At 39.8% G+C, this 15,795-nt stretch carries 16 protein-coding genes; 7 read left to right on the top strand and 9 right to left on the bottom strand.

What is annotated here, in order from left to right; translation table 11 throughout:
• Positions 1 to 59: 59 nt before the first annotated feature.
• From OQX62_RS02170 to OQX62_RS02155, 4 genes are all read left to right on the top strand, one after another.
• Positions 60 to 944: a cupin-like domain-containing protein gene (locus OQX62_RS02170; protein ID WP_265829748.1), complete on the top strand. Its 885-nt coding sequence runs from the start codon at positions 60 to 62 to the stop codon at positions 942 to 944.
• Between the two features lie 124 nt (positions 945 to 1,068).
• A complete protein-coding gene (locus tag OQX62_RS02165; RefSeq protein WP_265829747.1) occupies positions 1,069 to 2,166 on the top strand; it encodes a vWA domain-containing protein in 1,098 nt (365 codons plus the stop codon).
• An 18-nt stretch (positions 2,167 to 2,184) separates the two neighbouring features.
• Positions 2,185 to 3,684: a sigma 54-interacting transcriptional regulator gene (locus tag OQX62_RS02160; RefSeq protein ID WP_265829746.1), complete on the top strand. Its 1,500-nt coding sequence runs from the start codon at positions 2,185 to 2,187 to the stop codon at positions 3,682 to 3,684.
• A gap of 20 nt (positions 3,685 to 3,704) precedes the next feature.
• Entirely contained in the window at positions 3,705 to 4,961 is a 1,257-nt protein-coding gene (locus OQX62_RS02155; RefSeq protein ID WP_265829745.1) for a metallophosphoesterase, read from the top strand.
• A 56-nt stretch (positions 4,962 to 5,017) separates the two neighbouring features.
• On the opposite strand, the gene OQX62_RS02150 is transcribed toward OQX62_RS02155, so the two are convergent.
• From OQX62_RS02150 to OQX62_RS02140, 3 genes are read right to left on the bottom strand one after another with little or no spacing between them, the layout of a single operon-like run.
• Complete coding sequence (locus tag OQX62_RS02150) at positions 5,018 to 5,707, bottom strand: response regulator transcription factor (RefSeq protein WP_265829744.1); 690 nt, start codon at positions 5,705 to 5,707, stop codon at positions 5,018 to 5,020.
• A 5-nt stretch (positions 5,708 to 5,712) separates the two neighbouring features.
• Positions 5,713 to 7,380, bottom strand: a complete 1,668-nt coding sequence (locus tag OQX62_RS02145) for a sensor histidine kinase (protein WP_265829743.1) — start codon at positions 7,378 to 7,380, stop codon at positions 5,713 to 5,715.
• Between the two features lie 8 nt (positions 7,381 to 7,388).
• Entirely contained in the window at positions 7,389 to 9,281 is a 1,893-nt protein-coding gene (locus OQX62_RS02140; protein WP_265829742.1) for a S9 family peptidase, read from the bottom strand.
• Between the two features lie 196 nt (positions 9,282 to 9,477).
• Here OQX62_RS02140 and OQX62_RS02135 point away from each other — a divergent pair, with 196 nt between their 5' ends.
• Genes OQX62_RS02135 through rfbC form a run of 3 tightly spaced genes read left to right on the top strand, consistent with a single transcriptional unit; the run spans position 9,478 to position 12,161 of the window.
• Positions 9,478 to 11,283 (top strand): tetratricopeptide repeat protein, encoded by a 1,806-nt coding sequence (locus OQX62_RS02135; RefSeq protein ID WP_265829741.1) that lies wholly within the window; start codon positions 9,478 to 9,480, stop codon positions 11,281 to 11,283.
• Positions 11,284 to 11,298: 15 nt separating this feature from the next.
• Positions 11,299 to 11,601, top strand: a complete 303-nt coding sequence (locus OQX62_RS02130; RefSeq protein ID WP_265829739.1) for a DUF4286 family protein — start codon at positions 11,299 to 11,301, stop codon at positions 11,599 to 11,601.
• 5 nt (positions 11,602 to 11,606) lie between these two features.
• On the top strand, positions 11,607 to 12,161 hold the full coding sequence (gene rfbC / locus OQX62_RS02125; RefSeq protein ID WP_265829738.1) for a dTDP-4-dehydrorhamnose 3,5-epimerase: 555 nt from the start codon (positions 11,607 to 11,609) through the stop codon (positions 12,159 to 12,161).
• A gap of 64 nt (positions 12,162 to 12,225) precedes the next feature.
• Here the strand turns inward: rfbC and OQX62_RS02120 are convergent, their stop codons facing one another.
• The 6 genes from OQX62_RS02120 to OQX62_RS02095 all read right to left on the bottom strand — a co-directional run bounded on the left by OQX62_RS02120 (position 12,226) and on the right by OQX62_RS02095 (position 15,792).
• On the bottom strand, positions 12,226 to 13,068 hold the full coding sequence (locus tag OQX62_RS02120) for an OmpA/MotB family protein (protein ID WP_265829737.1): 843 nt from the start codon (positions 13,066 to 13,068) through the stop codon (positions 12,226 to 12,228).
• Between the two features lie 6 nt (positions 13,069 to 13,074).
• Positions 13,075 to 13,737 (bottom strand): DUF2461 domain-containing protein, encoded by a 663-nt coding sequence (locus tag OQX62_RS02115; protein WP_265829736.1) that lies wholly within the window; start codon positions 13,735 to 13,737, stop codon positions 13,075 to 13,077.
• Entirely contained in the window at positions 13,734 to 14,132 is a 399-nt protein-coding gene (locus OQX62_RS02110) for a DUF983 domain-containing protein (RefSeq protein ID WP_265829735.1), read from the bottom strand. Before OQX62_RS02110 ends, OQX62_RS02115 begins: the two co-directional genes overlap by 4 nt.
• Positions 14,132 to 14,371 (bottom strand): hypothetical protein, encoded by a 240-nt coding sequence (locus tag OQX62_RS02105; RefSeq protein ID WP_265829734.1) that lies wholly within the window; start codon positions 14,369 to 14,371, stop codon positions 14,132 to 14,134. Before OQX62_RS02105 ends, OQX62_RS02110 begins: the two co-directional genes overlap by 1 nt.
• 125 nt (positions 14,372 to 14,496) lie before the next feature.
• On the bottom strand, positions 14,497 to 15,069 hold the full coding sequence (locus OQX62_RS02100; RefSeq protein WP_322973667.1) for a DUF420 domain-containing protein: 573 nt from the start codon (positions 15,067 to 15,069) through the stop codon (positions 14,497 to 14,499).
• Between the two features lie 15 nt (positions 15,070 to 15,084).
• Complete coding sequence (locus OQX62_RS02095) at positions 15,085 to 15,792, bottom strand: SCO family protein (RefSeq protein ID WP_265829733.1); 708 nt, start codon at positions 15,790 to 15,792, stop codon at positions 15,085 to 15,087.
• Positions 15,793 to 15,795 lie beyond the last annotated feature (3 nt).

Genomic DNA, 15,795 nt, shown 5'->3' with positions numbered 1-15,795 from the left:
TATGTTAATAAGTAATAATTAATTTACACTTTTGTTCTCAAACAAGAGCATTTCTTATTATGAGCTTTATACTAAAGCCGGTAGATACCGTTGAGAACATCAGTCCTGAAGATTTTAAAAAAAATTATTTAAGCCCAAGGAAACCTTTAATTATTAAAGGACTCACCAGAAACTGGCCTGCCAGAGAGAAATGGACTACAGACTATCTAAAAGAAATAGCAGGGGAACTCGAAGTCCCGCTGTATGATAATGCCAAAGTCGACCCTTCAAAACCGATCAATTCTGCAGCGGCACACATGCGTTTCGGAGCATATCTGGACCTGATTAAATCAGAACCTACAGAGCTCCGCATATTTTTCTTTAATCTTTTTAAGCACGTTCCCTCGCTCATTAAAGATATTGTGCTCCCTAAGGAGTTAATGGGTGGTTTCATTGAGAGTATGCCCGCCATGTTCTTTGGAGGATCTAATTCTGTAACCTTTCTGCATTATGATATCGATCTGCCCCACCTGTTCCACACCCATTTTGGCGGCAGAAAGCACATTATATTGTTTGACAATAAATGGAAAGAGCGCTTATATTGTATCCCTAATGCCACTTATGCCCTGGAGGACTACGATGTTGCCAACCCTGATTTTGACAAATTCCCGGCATTAAGGGGAGTGGAGGGTTATGAAGTTTTTCTGGAACATGGAGACACACTTTTTATGCCTACAGGAATGTGGCACTGGATGAAATACCTGGATGGCTCATTTTCCCTAAGCCTTAGGGCATGGGATGCTTCATTAGTCAGAAAAGCCCAGAGTGTGTTTAACCTGGCCATAAAAGGCGGTTTGGATAGTATATTAAAAATGGCTTTGAAAGCACCCTATGCTAAATTCAGAGAAAAATTAGCCGTAAAAAGGGCGAATGAGGCGCTTGCCAAAGGTTATCCGAAAGTTTAGAGAAAATAAGCACAATGGTGATGCTAAAAGGCATTTGTCTTTTTTTTACCCTCGTATTTTGACAAGTAAGTAACATTAGTCCTTCTACAAACTTTTATCTTCGGTATTCCGTTAATATAAAGATATGAAAGGTTTCCATTTTTCTAATTATCAGCCTGATGACCTCCCTAAGGGTGGCTTCGATGACTTGCTCAAGTTATTTACGCAGTTATTGAATTATACTGCCGGCGATGCGGGTGAAACGCTCGCCTGGATGAATGAACTGGATAAGCAATACAAATTTACCACCGGCGAATACGGAATGGGCGATTTTATTGATGACCTTAAAGAAAAGGGCTATCTCAAAGAAAATTCAAAGGATGGCGGAGTTGAGATTACTTCCAAAACAGAGCAGACCATTCGTAAATCGGCATTGGAAGAGATCTTCGGCCAGCTTAAAAAAGCGGGCAAGGGTAATCACAATAGCAATACCTCCGGAATTGGTGAAGAGAAAAATGCCGATCGCCGTGAATATTCATTTGGCGACAGTCTGGATCAGATTGATATGACCGCTTCTATACAGAATGCGCAGATCAACCATGGGATAGGGAACTTCACATTAACAGAAAGGGATCTGGAAGTAGAAGAAAAAGATTTCAAAACACTGACTTCCACGGTATTGATGATAGACATCTCTCACTCTATGATCTTGTATGGTGAAGACCGTATCACACCTGCCAAAAAGGTTGCCATGGCACTTGCCGAATTGATTAAAACGCGTTACCCTAAAGACACACTTGATATTGTGGTATTCGGTAATGATGCATGGCCGATCACGGTTAAGGATCTTCCTTATCTGCAGGTAGGCCCGTATCACACCAATACTTTGGCGGGACTGGAGCTGGCGGCCGACTTACTTCGTCGTCGTAAAACGCATAACAAACAAATTTTTATGATTACGGACGGCAAGCCAACCTGCCTGAAAGAAAATGGCCGTTATTATAAGAACAGTATGGGTCTGGATAGAAAGGTGATCAATAAAACCCTAAACATGGCCGCCCAATGTAAACGTCTAAAAATACCTATCACTACGTTTATGATTGCACAGGACCCTTATCTGCAGCAATTTGTACGAGAGTTCACACAAACAAATGGCGGAAGAGCCTTCTACAGTTCTCTAACCGGCCTTGGAGAATATATTTTTGAAGATTATATAAAAAACAGAAGAAAAACAGTTCGCTAATCCGGACAGATCAATCATATGGAGCACAACTCAATCAAAACTCTTGGCGAATTAAAGGCCTCAAACTATATCTCATTAACTGTAAAAGATGAATTACGTAAAAATCTTATCCTTCAGCTGCAAAATAAAGATGCAGGTTTTGAAGGTATCTTAGGATATGATGAAACTGTTATTCCCGAACTACAAACTGCTATTTTATCAAGGCACAACATCCTGTTATTAGGTTTACGTGGTCAGGCTAAAACACGTATAGCCAGATTAATGGTTAACCTGTTGGATGAATACATTCCTTATGTAACGGGCAGTGAAATATTCGATGATCCACTGAATCCAATTTCATGGTTTGCACATCAGGAAATTGCGCTGCATGGTGACAATACGCCAATTAGCTGGCAACACCGTTCTGATCGTTATACAGAGAAACTGGCTACTCCGGATGTAACTGTGGCCGACCTAATTGGTGATGTTGATCCTATCAAAGCCGCTACATTAAAATTAACTTATAATGATGAACGCGTGATCCATTTCGGACTCATACCAAGGGCACACCGCAGCATTTTTGTTATCAATGAATTACCCGATCTCCAGGCGCGTATCCAGGTAGCATTGTTTAATATGTTACAGGAAAAAGATATCCAGATCAGAGGTTTTAAACTGCGTTTACCTTTGGATGTTCAATTCGTATTTACAGCCAATCCGGAAGATTATACAAACAGGGGTTCTATTGTAACACCACTAAAAGACAGGATTGAAAGTCAGATTCTTACCCACTATCCTAAAAACATTGCTATTTCTAGGAAAATCACGTTCCAGGAAGCAAAAATCACAGAAGATCAGAAGCTAACAGTTGAAGCAGACGGACTGGTTAAAGATCTTGTTGAACAGGTCGCTTTTGAAGCGCGTAAAAGTGAGTTCATAGATCAGAAGTCCGGCGTATCCGCCAGGCTAACAATCTCTGCATATGAAAACCTGATCAGTTCTGCAGAGCGCAGAATGTTAATCAACCGGGAAAAAAGTACTTTCGTCAGATTGTCTGACCTTACAGGTATAATTCCGGCAGTAACGGGAAAAATTGAACTGGTGTATGAAGGCGAACTGGAAGGACCTGCTAAAGTGGCCAATACGTTAATTGGTAAAGCCATAAAAAGTCTCTTCGGCCGCTACTTCCCTGATCCGGAGAAAGCTAAGAAAAGCAAAGCTGTAAATCCATATTTAAAAATAACTGACTGGTTCACGGACGGAAACACCTTAGATATTGCTGATAACCTGACTGCCGCACAGTATAAAAAAGAATTAATGCAGGTAGAAGGACTGTATGATCTTGTGAAAAAATTCCACCCTAAACTCAGTGCAAATCAGACATTGCTTTTAATGGAATTTGTATTACATGGTTTGGCAGAATATTCTCAGCTCAATAAAAAATACCTGGAGAGTGGTTTTGGTTTTTCTGACATGTTCGACAGCCTGTTTAATACAGAGCTTGGAGAAGATGAAGAGGATGACATTGATTTCAGATAACCAAAAATTCTATTTATCCAATGGGAAGATTACCCTTTTTAATTGCAGGATGCCTCCTGATTCTTGCATTTGATTACTATTGCCTGACGGCACTTTTATCCGTATTTAAAACCTGGAGCGCAAAAGCAAAAAGACGTTTTTCTTTTATATACTGGTCAGTTACCCTTCTGCTGATTATCGGCATATTTGCGGGTATATTTATCAACATCTTTTTATCACTACGTGCCGTGATCATGGTGGCATTTTTCCTGATCACGGCCTGCAAGATAGTAATGCTGCCATTTTTGCTGGTGGATGACCTGCGCCGGTTAGCCATCAGCCTGTTCAGATCGCTTAAAGCCAAAAAGGAGGATCCGGTCAAAACTGCACAACATCCCGGGGAACCTATCAGCAGGTCTGCTTTTATCGTTAAAGCTGGGCTGGTTGCGGCTGCAGTGCCACTAACATCACTCACATGGGGTATTACTTCTGGTGCATATGATTATCAGGTAAGAAGAAAAACATTGATTCTTCCCAACCTTCCTGCCGCTTTTGACGGGATCACTATGGGTCAAATATCGGATATACACTCAGGAAGTTTTTATAATCCTACGGCAGTTAAAGGCGGAGTAGAAATGTTACTCGGTGAGAAACCTGATTTTATATTTTTCACAGGCGATATCGTGAATGATATGGCGACTGAGATGCGGGATTACCAGGACATTTTCAGTAAGGTAAAGGCACCACTAGGTGTGTTTTCTTCTTTAGGCAATCACGATTACGGAGACTATCATTTTGGCAAAGAATCATCTCCTGCAAAGGTTAAAAATCTGAAAGACGTAATTAAAACCCATGAGTTAATGGGCTGGGATCTTTTAATGAATGAAAACCGGAGATTAAAAGTCGACGGGGAAGAAATTGGTATCCTGGGAATAGAGAACTGGGGTATGGGCCGGTTCCCCAAATACGGTCGCATGGATCTCGCAACGAAAAATACAGATGATCTTCCTGTAAAGTTATTACTTTCTCACGATCCCTCCCACTGGCGCGCAGAAGTACTGCCAAAATATCCACAGATAGACGCAATGTTTAGCGGCCATACCCATGGTATGCAGTTTGGCGTCCGTACAGAAAATTTTGAATGGAGTCCGATTCAATATATTTATAAAGAATGGGCCGGCTTATATCAGGAGCAAAAGCAGCAGCTTTACGTTAACGTAGGCTACGGATTCCTGGGATACCCGGGCAGAGTAGGCATCCTGCCAGAAATCACGATATTCACGCTTAAAAGAGCATAAAATTGGAAAGGGCCGGCACGTTATGATACATGCCGGCCCTTTATATTATAAATCTCTTAACCTGCGTTAAAACGGTAACCGATACCTCTCACTGTTTGCAGTAACTGCGGGTTATCAGGATTCAGTTCTATCTTCTTTCTTAGCCTCACGATGTGCATATCCAGCGTTCTGGTATTTACATCAGAATTATAACCCCATACCACCAGCATGAGTTCGTCACGATTGATCACTTTATGAGGATTTCTGAGGAAATACAACAGGATCCTGTTTTCTAGTATGGTCAGCTCAATTTTGCGCTCATTCCTGTATAGGGTATGAATATTCGGATGATGTTCCATATCACCAAAACGGTGTATCTCCGAGCGGTCATTATTGAGCAGAAACTTTACCTTACTATCCAGCATTGCCACAAGAACATCCATATTGAAAGGCTTTGTTACATAATCTGAAGCACCGAAATTATAGGCATCTATCTTATCCACATCCTGTGCCTTCGCAGTCATCATAATCACCAGGTTCTCAAACCCCTGTCTGCGTACATCTTCACATACTTCAGCGCCCTGCTTGCCAGGCAGCATCCAGTCTAATAAAACAATATCCGGTTTTTCACTCATTATAGTTTTTACCGCATTTTCACCGTCACCTGTTTCCAGTACATCATAGCCCTCTGCCTTTAAACGGTGTACGACTAAAAACCTTAAGTTTTCATCATCCTCGACTATAAGTATTTTAATTCCTTTAGACATATCTATTAATTATTATATGGAAGTACTATTTTAAATTCTGTTCCTTTATTTACTTTACTTTTCACCGTAATATCGCCTTTCATGAAATTCGTCAGCTCTTTACAAAAAGCCAGGCCTAATCCAACACTGCCATTCTGATTGTACTGGTTCTGGATCCTGTAAAATTTCTTAAAAACATTGTTAATATCTGATGCCGGAATCCCTATCCCCTGATCAGTAAACCTGAAAACAACTTTGTTCCTGATCATTCTGGCGGTAATATGAAGTCGCTTACGCTCCGGCGGTGAGTATTTATATGCATTTTCAGCTAGGTTATCAAATAAGCTACCCAGCAAAACAGGATCAGTAATAAATGTGGTAAAACCCGAAACTTCGTACGTAAAGTTAAAATCGGGATGCTTCAGTTTATGGGACTCTACAGTACTTTCTATAAAATCCTCTATATAAATCTCATCCTGATTTAGCTCAATCGCCTTATTTTCAATCTGTGTAAAAGCCAGTAGTTTATTCATCAGCCCGTTCAGCTTGTCTGCTTCTTCGTCCAGAATTTTACCATACAGTTTCAACTCCTTCTCTGTAAGAGAATTTGCACTTTTAATATTATTACCGGCTATTTTAATCACACTCACCGGAGTCTTAAATTCATGTGTAAGATTATTCACAAAGTCATACTGCAGCTTAAACATCTTATGATTGATATTCAGGTTCCTGTAGATCAGAAAAGCCACCAGCACCAAAATACCGTAGAACAGGAGCATCACAAATGCTATAGGCAGGAAATAACTCAGAATCTCTTTGTCGACAAATGATTTTGCCGATATAAAATATAGCTTATAATCAGAAAACGGACCTGGTAATGTGATTTCTGTTGCAATATATTCCGTTGAAGTATTCAGCGGATCATAAGTAAGGGGCTCAATCCTGATATTCTGATATAAAAGTGGCCGTGAATTAATTATCCTGATCTTATAGGGATCCAGATAAAATGAAAGCATATCCTGCTTATAAATTGGTGAAGGATCAAGCTTTTCCCTTAACATCTGTTTATAAACCTTCAAATCTTCCATCCGCGGAATATTCAGGTAGGTAATTTTGTTGGAGCGGATATTACTGAAATTAGTAAAAAGCTCATCCTGACCCGGGATCTTTGTAGTGTCCAGACTCTCAATATAAGAGATCAGCTTGATTCCCAAGGCATTGAAATCATCTCCCCTGGTAAATTTCTTAGTATCCTCCTTAGAAAAGAGCTTTACCGAATCCATTGGCACCAAATCTCCAAACTGGTAAATATAATTCGGACCAAAAGAAAAATATCCTGTATTCAATCCATCCTTAACATAGCTATTGCTTACCTGAGAATCATAAAAAACTACTTTGGAAACGAAGGGATAAGTATTCAGCACCGTATCTACAAATTTTGCTGTAGTAGCTGAATCAAGATACCCGTTGTAATAAGAGATTTCCGGCACTTTATTTTGAAAAAACTCATTATAAGGCTTGATACTCTCCTCCAGAACTTTAACCTTTTCTGAGACAAATTCGTTTTCAATAAACTTTTTGCTAAAGTTATAGGCCAAAAAAAGTGAAAGGATAAACAGCACAGAGATCAATACAATAAATGTCAGGATCAATGCAAAATTCTTACGGTAACCGCTATATCTTTCTGAAGCCATGCATATTACTATTTCTTCAATAAATTAGCAGATAAAAATTGCTCCAGTGCAGTATAAAGCTTTTGCCTCACCTCTTCTCCCTGAGCCGAAAATTCATTATTCTCCTTCTCCAGATACGTCACATTCACATTGCGCTTTTTCAGTTCCTTAACAAACTGAATGGCCTCGCCCGCATTACTCCTCGGATCTTTTGGACTCTGTGCCAGAAATACCGGGACAGTGATCTTATCTGCATGAAATACAGGCGATGCCTGACGCATGTAATCAACTTCTGTAACAGGATTCCCAATGATTTCGTAATACATCTGCAGGTTGGTCTTTAAAAATGGAGGAATAGATTTTAAATAACTGAATAAATTAATTACCCCGGAATTTGATCCTCCACATGCAAATGTTCCAGGACTCGAATATAAGCTATTCAGTGCAATATAACCCCCAAAACCTGTGCCGTAAATAGCGATCTTTTTCGGATTCGCAATCTTTTCATTTACAAGCCACTTTACGCCATCACTGATGTCCTGCTGAATCTTTCCGCCCCATTGCCCAAACCCGGCAGCCATAAATGATTTACCGTAACCGGAAGAGCCCCTGTAATTAATTTGAAATACAGCATAACCCCTGTTTGCCAAAAACTGTACTTCGGCATTGTAACCCCATGAATTTCGGTTACCAGGTCCATTATGGGGTAAAATTACAACAGGGAGGTGCTGTGACGCCTGATTAGCGGGCATAGTCAGATAACCATGAATTTTAAGTCCGTCTCTGGAATTAAAAGTAATAGGCTTCATCTCACACATTTCGGCCGCTTTAATGGATGGATTATAATCGCTTAGTTTTCTGATCGTTCCCTTATCAGCAAAATAAACATAAAAAGAACCCGGATCTTTGTCCGTAAAGGTCCTGACAATAAAAATATTTTCAGCCCTGTCTTTATCAATAATTTTAGATTCTGTGCCGGGTAATAATTCATCAAGTCTGGCATAAACCTTCTTCGCTGAGGCATCAAGGTAAACTTTCTCTTTTTTCCATGTTTCACAAACCACAAACGTAACTCCTTTTTTAACGTTAGAGTACTGTGCTTCTACCACATTAAGCGTGTCATTGCTAAAAAGTACCTTGTCCTCTTTCCCTGTCGCGCAATCAAGCTCCACAAGTGCATTTTTATCACGGTTTACATTAGAAATGGCATAGACAATATTCGGTCGGTCTTCCGACAGTGCAATGGGTTTAAAAGTAGTCTTGAAATTATTTGTAATCACCGGCCGGAAGGGCTGCCCTTCTTTATCTCTATACAATAAGGTTTCATTTACACCGTCACTTGACGTAGCCAGCCGCAATTTTCCTTGCGCATCGGTAATCCAGTCTGTAATATTGCCGGGATTCTTGATTGCCATTTCCATTTTGCCATCCCTGACGTTTAACCTGTAAACATCAAAAACTGTGGAATCCCGCTTATTTGAAGAAACGAGAATAAACTGTTTATCTACCAGCTGATCTTTCAATACCCGAATCCGGCTCTTACCATTGTCACTTAGCTGACGCTCGTTCCTGCCGTTTTTATTAATGATAAAAATATCTGAAAGCCGCTCTACGCCAGATTTCTCTTTATAATAAATCAGTTCGTCATCACTTACCCAAAAATAGTAATTGATCTTCTTTTGATCCAGCTGTGTAATCTGTAATGATTTGCCTGTCTCCAGGTCCTCTACAAACAAGTTTTGCTTTTTTCCCTGCAGCTTTAAATAAGATAATGTTTTACCATCAGGAGAGATTGCATAGGAAGCTTTGTCCTGCGATCTGAAAAAATCAGCAACAGGAATAACTTTGACAGTCGTTTTTTGCTGACAAGCAGCAAGCACAACAATCAGCATCAACCATAAATATTTTTTAAATTCGGTCATAGTATGAGTAGCAGACAAAAATACATAACACCGCTTGTCTAAACGTGCTATACACTAACATTGTTACTTTAAACGGCAACAGGAAAGAAAGCCTTTCAAAATAGATATATTATCTCATTACTGAAATAAATACGAGTAACAATTAAAATACGGTCAATCATAAATCTTTGTTAATTTAGTGGGATAAGACAATTTAATGAAAGCATTGATTACTATTTTATTCTTGTGTGTTCCCTTCTTCTTAGCTGCTCAATACAATGAGGAAAATGAGGTTGCTATGCAGTACTACCAGGATGGAGAGTTTGAGAAAGCTGCTGTTGTAATGGAAAAACTATATTCCAGAACCAGAAATGAAGCTTATTTTGATTTATATTTTAATGCATTATTAAAGTCCAGACGTTTCGACGAAGCAGAGAAAGTAACCAGTAAGCTGGTCAGACAACAGCCTGATGACCTCAGATACCTGGCTGCACTTGGTAAGACAAAAAAGGAGAAAGGAGAGCTGGAAAATGCACGTAAAACATTCAGTCAGCTGGTCAATTTACTTCCTGAAGAAGAATCTAAAGTCCGGGAAATTGCCAACTACCTTTACCAGATGGGTGAATATGACACCGCTCTGGATGTTTTTACGCAGGGCAGAAAAATATTCAAAAATGAGCAGATGTTCACTTTCGAACTCCTGAGTTTATATCGCTATAAAAAAGATAAAAACATGCTCATCGAGGAGTATTTGAATGCATTGTCTACGATGCCACAAATGCTTCAACAGGCCGAAACCGTATTTTCCAGCATATTCGAAGGTAATTCAGATTACCTGATGCTCCAGAATGCCTTATTCAAAAAAATACAGAGGGAACCCCAGAATGAATCGTACGCTAAATTACTAACCTGGCAATATTTGCAGCAGGAAGAGTATGAGATGGCGCTTCGCCAGTTAATCGCACAGGACAAACGTATTAAGGATAATGGAGCAATCTTATTTGAAAATGCACAAACCTTTATGGCAAATAAAGCTTATGAAACCGCCATTAAGGCCTATACTTATCTGCTCACCAAAGGGCAGGAAAACGAATATTTTCTACCTGCTAAATTAGCGATGATAGACGCAAGGTATCAGCTGTTATTATTGGGCGGATCAAAAAAAGAAGATATAATCATACTTGCCGATCAGTTTCAGACTATTCTTACCGAATACGGACAAAATGCCAGAACACTTTTTGCAATCAGAAAACTAGCCAACATTCAGGCTTATTACCTGCATGACCTGGATAAAGCAGAAGGGTCACTCGAAGCAGCCTTAAAATTCCCTGGTATATCGAATGTTGAAATTGGAGAAATGAAACTGGAACTGGGGGATATATATGTACTCAATCAGGAACCCTGGGAAGCCATATTGATGTATGAGCAGGTTGCGAAAGAATTCGAAAATCAGAACATTGGCAATGAAGCCAAATACAGATCGGCCAGACTCTCATTTTACCAGGGTAATTTTACTTATGCAAAATCTCAGGCCGATGTGTTAAAGGCTTCAACCGCACAATTAATTGCTAATGATGCCATGAACCTAAGCTTGCTCTTATCAGATCATCTTGAAACAGGTACAGATACACTCGCATTAAAGATGTTCGCCTCCGCAGAATTACTGCAGTTTAAAAATCTATCTTTGCCTGCTTTGGCCAGATTAGACAGCATCACTATCAAATACCCTCAGAATACGCTTGCTGATGATATATTAATGACCAGGTCACGCATCTATATCAGGAATGGCGAATTTGATAAAGCTGCAGTGTTACTCAACCAGCTCATTGCACACCCACAGAAAAATATCTGGACAGATGACGCATTATTTATGCTTGCCGGATTAAATGAAGTACAGCTAAACAATCCTGAGCAGGCTAAAATCCTTTACCAGCGACTCATAACTGATTTCCCGGGTAGCATGTACGTTGCCGAGGCACGCAAACATTTCAGAAAACTTCGGGGAGATAATATGGGGTCATAATTATATCTTTGCAAAATGTTATTATACAATGTAACCGTAATCATTGAAGATGAATCTGCTGCAGCATGGCTGCTTTGGATGGTAGAGGAACAGATACCAAAAATAATGGACACCGGAATGTTTGTCTCCAACAGATTATTACGAGTCCTTGAATCACCTAACGAAGGCGTAACTTTTTGCACACAATATGTTGTACAGACAATGGAAGATTACACTAACTATCGTGACAATTTCGAGCCTGCCTTACAACACGAATCAGATCTAAAGTTCAAAGACAAATACGTTTCTTTCAGAACTATAATGGAATATATAGCTTAATAAATATGAATTTTATACCAACACCTATTGCTGATCTTTTCCTGATTGAGCCTAAAGTCTGGAAAGACAACCGTGGCTATTTTTACGAAAGCTTTAGCGGACGGGCTTTTACAGCTGCCGGCATTGAGGCTGATTTTGTACAGGATAACCAGTCCTTCTCTCAAAAAGGTACGCTGCGTGGTTTACATGCACAAAAAGCACCATTTGCTCAGGGAAAACTTGTACGTGTGATACAGGGACGCGTTTTGGACGTCGCTGTTGATGCGAGGAAAGATTCAGCTACTTACGGGCAGCATTACAGTGTTGAACTCAGTGGCGAAAATCACAAACAGCTTTGGGTACCGCCCGGTTTTCTTCATGGATTTTTAACGCTTGAGGACGATACCATTTTCACGTATAAAGTGACCAGCTATTATGATAAGGATGCTGAAGTTGGCGTCATGTGGAACGATCCAGATCTGGCCATTAACTGGAGCAAAGACCTTGCGCAAGAGGAGCTGCTGCTGTCTGATAAAGATTTGGTTCTTCCTTCTTTTAAAGACTTCGTAAGTCCCTTTTAGGAAATCTACCTGCACAAAAAACGGGCGTATCACAATAAATGATACGCCCGTTTTTTGTAGCTTATTATTTCTTTATTAAATTATAGAGTTCATCCAGTTTAGGCGACAATACAATTTCAATCCTGCGGTTCTTACTACGGCTTTCCGCGTTAGCATTAGATCCCAGAGGCTGGAACTCACCCTTACCAGTAGCAGTTAGCCTGATACCCGGCACCTTTTCAACTTCTGTAAGGTAACGCACTACAGAGGTTGAACGTAACACGCTTAAATCCCAGTTATCCTTTATCTGTCCAAGGTTATTTATTTTCTGCGAATCAGTATGCCCTTCTACAGCAATAAAGATTTCCGGCTGCTCTTTTAACACTTTAGCTAACTGAGCTAAAGCCTGTTTGCCCTTTTCATCGATCACAATACTTCCCGAAGGAAACAACAGCTTATCTGTAAGGGAAACATATACTTTACCATCCTTCATCTCTACCGTAAGCCCGCTTTTAGTAAATCCAAGCAAGGCTTCCTGCAATTTCTCCTTTAACTGATTAGATGCTTCATCTCTCTTCCGCAATACATCTTCTACCTCTTTTAAACGTTGTTCCCGTTTTTTAAGGTCTTCAGACAGTTTATTGATCTCAGATGAGCTGTTAGTCCTTAATTTGGCGTAATTGCCGTCAATCTCGTTATATTTACCATTAAGCTCATTTAACTTTCCGCTCAGGTTTGCTGTATCTCTTTGCAATCTCGATATTGCATTTTGTAATTCTTCATTCGATAGTTGTGATCCGCTCCAGCCCGTATTGAGTGAATCCTGTCTCGCCAATAATGCCTTGTATTTTTTAGGCGATAAGACTACACATGAACTAAATGCACTGGCCAGTAAAATAATGGCCGAAAACAAAATAAGTTTCTTCATAATTATTTATTGCGTTATGGCTTTTCTAAGGAACTGAACAAACGGATAAGCGCCTGCAAAAGCCTTTTTTAAATGATTTATAATAGTTGGTTTGAATAACTCCTCATCACGTATAGGAAATGTGGCAATGAAACTCTTTAACTTTAACAGTTCTATATGCGGATGTTCCGTGTCATATCCTTTTAGTGCTTTTTTCAGTGTGTCTTCACGACTCAGTTCAAATAGCTTACTGAAGCTTTTAGCTCTTGTAATTTCCAGAAACTCATCTGTATTGTAATCAATTTCCTCCCTGATACGCTTCAGGTTATCCGCTTCCGGCATCCAGTAACCGGCTGCGAAAAAAGATTTACCCGGCTGAAGATGCAGATAGTATTCCGGTCCGCCACCATTTTTGTTCCTTACGGCAAAAGATATCCCGTAGTTATTTTTATACGGTGCTTTATTCTTACTAAACCTGATATCCCTGTAGATACGCATTAAACACTTTTTTGCCTGTGTCTCCAAAGGAAACTCAGGATCTGTCGCTGCCAGTACAGGAATCAGCTGATCAACGAAACCCAGGACATCTGCCTTGGCAGTTTCGTAACGTTCTTTGTTTTCCGCAAACCACTCACGGTTGTTGTTTTCTACTATCTCTGTTAAAAAAGCGAGTGTTTCAGGCTTAATCATGGTCGGTCGTAAAATGCGTTATAACTAATTTTTGGTGAGAGCCAATGTAATAAAATGACCCGTGAATATCTGTAATTAAAAGGCGCAAGCAAAAAGCATCCACTAAAAATACAGGTCACATAGAGCCATAAGGAATCGAATTCAAGGTTACCACCAGAAAGCACATAAGTGGCTATTCCGACAGCAATCATCTCTGATACATTCATCGCATAACTTACATACATGGAAGCGTAAAAATAACCCGGTTCAATTTCATAACGCTGTCCGCAGTGGCTGCAGAATTCATTGGTACGCTGTAGATTGAAACCGTATAAACTTCCTGTAAATATATCACCCCTGCGGCAATGCGGGCACTTGCCATTTACCAGGGCAAACAGTTTAGATGTTTTTTGCATTATGATTTTGAAGTGCGGAATTTCTTGTACCAGAGTAATCCTAAGCCACCAATGAGCAGGTAAGGAATGGCCATCAGGTACATCACACCGGAATTAATTCCTTTACCTTGTGTATTTCCATTTTTAGTACCCTGCTCAGCACTTATTGCACACATTGCACATTGAGCAGATGCTGTTTGAGTGCCGCTCTCTGCAAATACAGAGATGATTAAAAAGAATATTATCAGTGCTTTCTTCATTATTGGAAATTTAATTTTTATGAAGCATTTTCATTATTTTCAGCTGCCTGCAAATATACAGATAAAACGTAAAATCCTCCGCGCAATTGCCTTGCCTCTCTACAAATGAAAAGCGTATGACTTATCTAAAAATTGTAATAGGGAGAAATCATCAGATAGACGACTACCCCTGTCACAGCTACATAAAGCCAAACCGGATAGGCCCATCTTACTATTTTCCGATGACGCTCAATCTGCATGCTGAATCCACGCAAAAAGCTGATCAGGATCAGGGGGAGTACCACTACTGCCAGGATAATATGCGTTACCAGGATGACAAAATAAATCATTCTTGAAACACCAACTGATGCCAGCTCTGCCGCAGAAAGTATTCCATTGTGATCAATATCTCCATATTTAGTATCCTTTTCATAAAGGTGGAAAAGGATATAGAAAACAAGAAACAAGGCAGACAAAATGAAAGTAATTACATTCGTTATTTTATGCGCCTGGATGTTTTTACGCCTGATAAAAATAAGTGACAGCACCAGCAGAACAGCGCAGGTAGCATTGATTCCACCAATGATATGCGGCAGCATATAAATAAAAGAAGGTTTGTAAGTCGGCGGCGGTACGATTTTTAAAGCAATTACCACCACTAAAACTACTGCGGTTACGATCCAGATGAGTCGTAAAAAGAATTTATCGTTCAGTTTCATTATAAATAAATTGTACTATCGGCCGTCTCTTACATTTCTCAGCTCTTCGGCTACAAGAACTTTGATTTCGTCATCCAGCTTAGTTAATGCTTCCTGATTGGTAGCATCATAATAACCTCTGATGCGGTGCTGCGGATCAAGAAGCACAAAAAGATTACTATAAGTAAACTTCCGTTCCCCTTTATCAATTTGTTGCTGTGCATCAATATAAAGGCTTTTATTGATCCAGTTATATACGGCAGTACTATCTCCCGTCAGCAAGTCCCATTTACCGGCTTTAGCATTCAATTTGGCGGCGTATGGCAATAATGCCGCCGGCGTATCTGTCACAGGATCTATACTTAAGCCGATGAAGTGAATCAACGGGTTTTTCCGATAGGTATTCCCATATACACCCATTGCCTTATTGGCGAAATTAACTGCATAGTTATTGCCTTTTGTATAGAACAAATTCAATACAATGATCTTTCCCTTATAGTCATTCCATGATACCGTATCTGCCTGCTGATTGATAAATCTGAAATCTGCCAGTTGATGGTATATGGTATCGGGAATCTGCTTTCCACGTTTACTATGAAATGTTGAGGCCACTTTCTTGGGACCGAAAAAAGGTAAAGGTTTATACCGGTTTTTACCCTGTTCAACAAGTTCATAATATAAAAATCCCGGTACCGCTAAAATGGCTACCAGGATTAATACTTTTTTTATTGAAGCTAGCTTCATGAA

The organism is Pedobacter sp. MR2016-24 (assembly GCF_026239655.1).
Lineage (GTDB): Bacteria > Bacteroidota > Bacteroidia > Sphingobacteriales > Sphingobacteriaceae > Pedobacter.
Note: the sequence above shows the minus strand (reverse complement) of the source record. Positions and strands in the feature narration are given on the sequence as shown.

Coding starts and splice junctions, on each gene's coding strand:
- OQX62_RS02170 (WP_265829748.1), top strand. CDS start 60: ATGAGCTTTATACTAAAGCCGGTAGATACCGTTGAGAACATCAGTCCT.
- OQX62_RS02165 (WP_265829747.1), top strand. CDS start 1,069: ATGAAAGGTTTCCATTTTTCTAATTATCAGCCTGATGACCTCCCTAAG.
- OQX62_RS02160 (WP_265829746.1), top strand. CDS start 2,185: ATGGAGCACAACTCAATCAAAACTCTTGGCGAATTAAAGGCCTCAAAC.
- OQX62_RS02155 (WP_265829745.1), top strand. CDS start 3,705: ATGGGAAGATTACCCTTTTTAATTGCAGGATGCCTCCTGATTCTTGCA.
- OQX62_RS02150 (WP_265829744.1), bottom strand. CDS start 5,707: ATGTCTAAAGGAATTAAAATACTTATAGTCGAGGATGATGAAAACTTA.
- OQX62_RS02145 (WP_265829743.1), bottom strand. CDS start 7,380: ATGGCTTCAGAAAGATATAGCGGTTACCGTAAGAATTTTGCATTGATC.
- OQX62_RS02140 (WP_265829742.1), bottom strand. CDS start 9,281: ATGACCGAATTTAAAAAATATTTATGGTTGATGCTGATTGTTGTGCTT.
- OQX62_RS02135 (WP_265829741.1), top strand. CDS start 9,478: ATGAAAGCATTGATTACTATTTTATTCTTGTGTGTTCCCTTCTTCTTA.
- OQX62_RS02130 (WP_265829739.1), top strand. CDS start 11,299: ATGTTATTATACAATGTAACCGTAATCATTGAAGATGAATCTGCTGCA.
- rfbC (WP_265829738.1), top strand. CDS start 11,607: ATGAATTTTATACCAACACCTATTGCTGATCTTTTCCTGATTGAGCCT.
- OQX62_RS02120 (WP_265829737.1), bottom strand. CDS start 13,068: ATGAAGAAACTTATTTTGTTTTCGGCCATTATTTTACTGGCCAGTGCA.
- OQX62_RS02115 (WP_265829736.1), bottom strand. CDS start 13,737: ATGATTAAGCCTGAAACACTCGCTTTTTTAACAGAGATAGTAGAAAAC.
- OQX62_RS02110 (WP_265829735.1), bottom strand. CDS start 14,132: ATGCAAAAAACATCTAAACTGTTTGCCCTGGTAAATGGCAAGTGCCCG.
- OQX62_RS02105 (WP_265829734.1), bottom strand. CDS start 14,371: ATGAAGAAAGCACTGATAATATTCTTTTTAATCATCTCTGTATTTGCA.
- OQX62_RS02100 (WP_322973667.1), bottom strand. CDS start 15,069: ATGAAACTGAACGATAAATTCTTTTTACGACTCATCTGGATCGTAACC.
- OQX62_RS02095 (WP_265829733.1), bottom strand. CDS start 15,792: ATGAAGCTAGCTTCAATAAAAAAAGTATTAATCCTGGTAGCCATTTTA.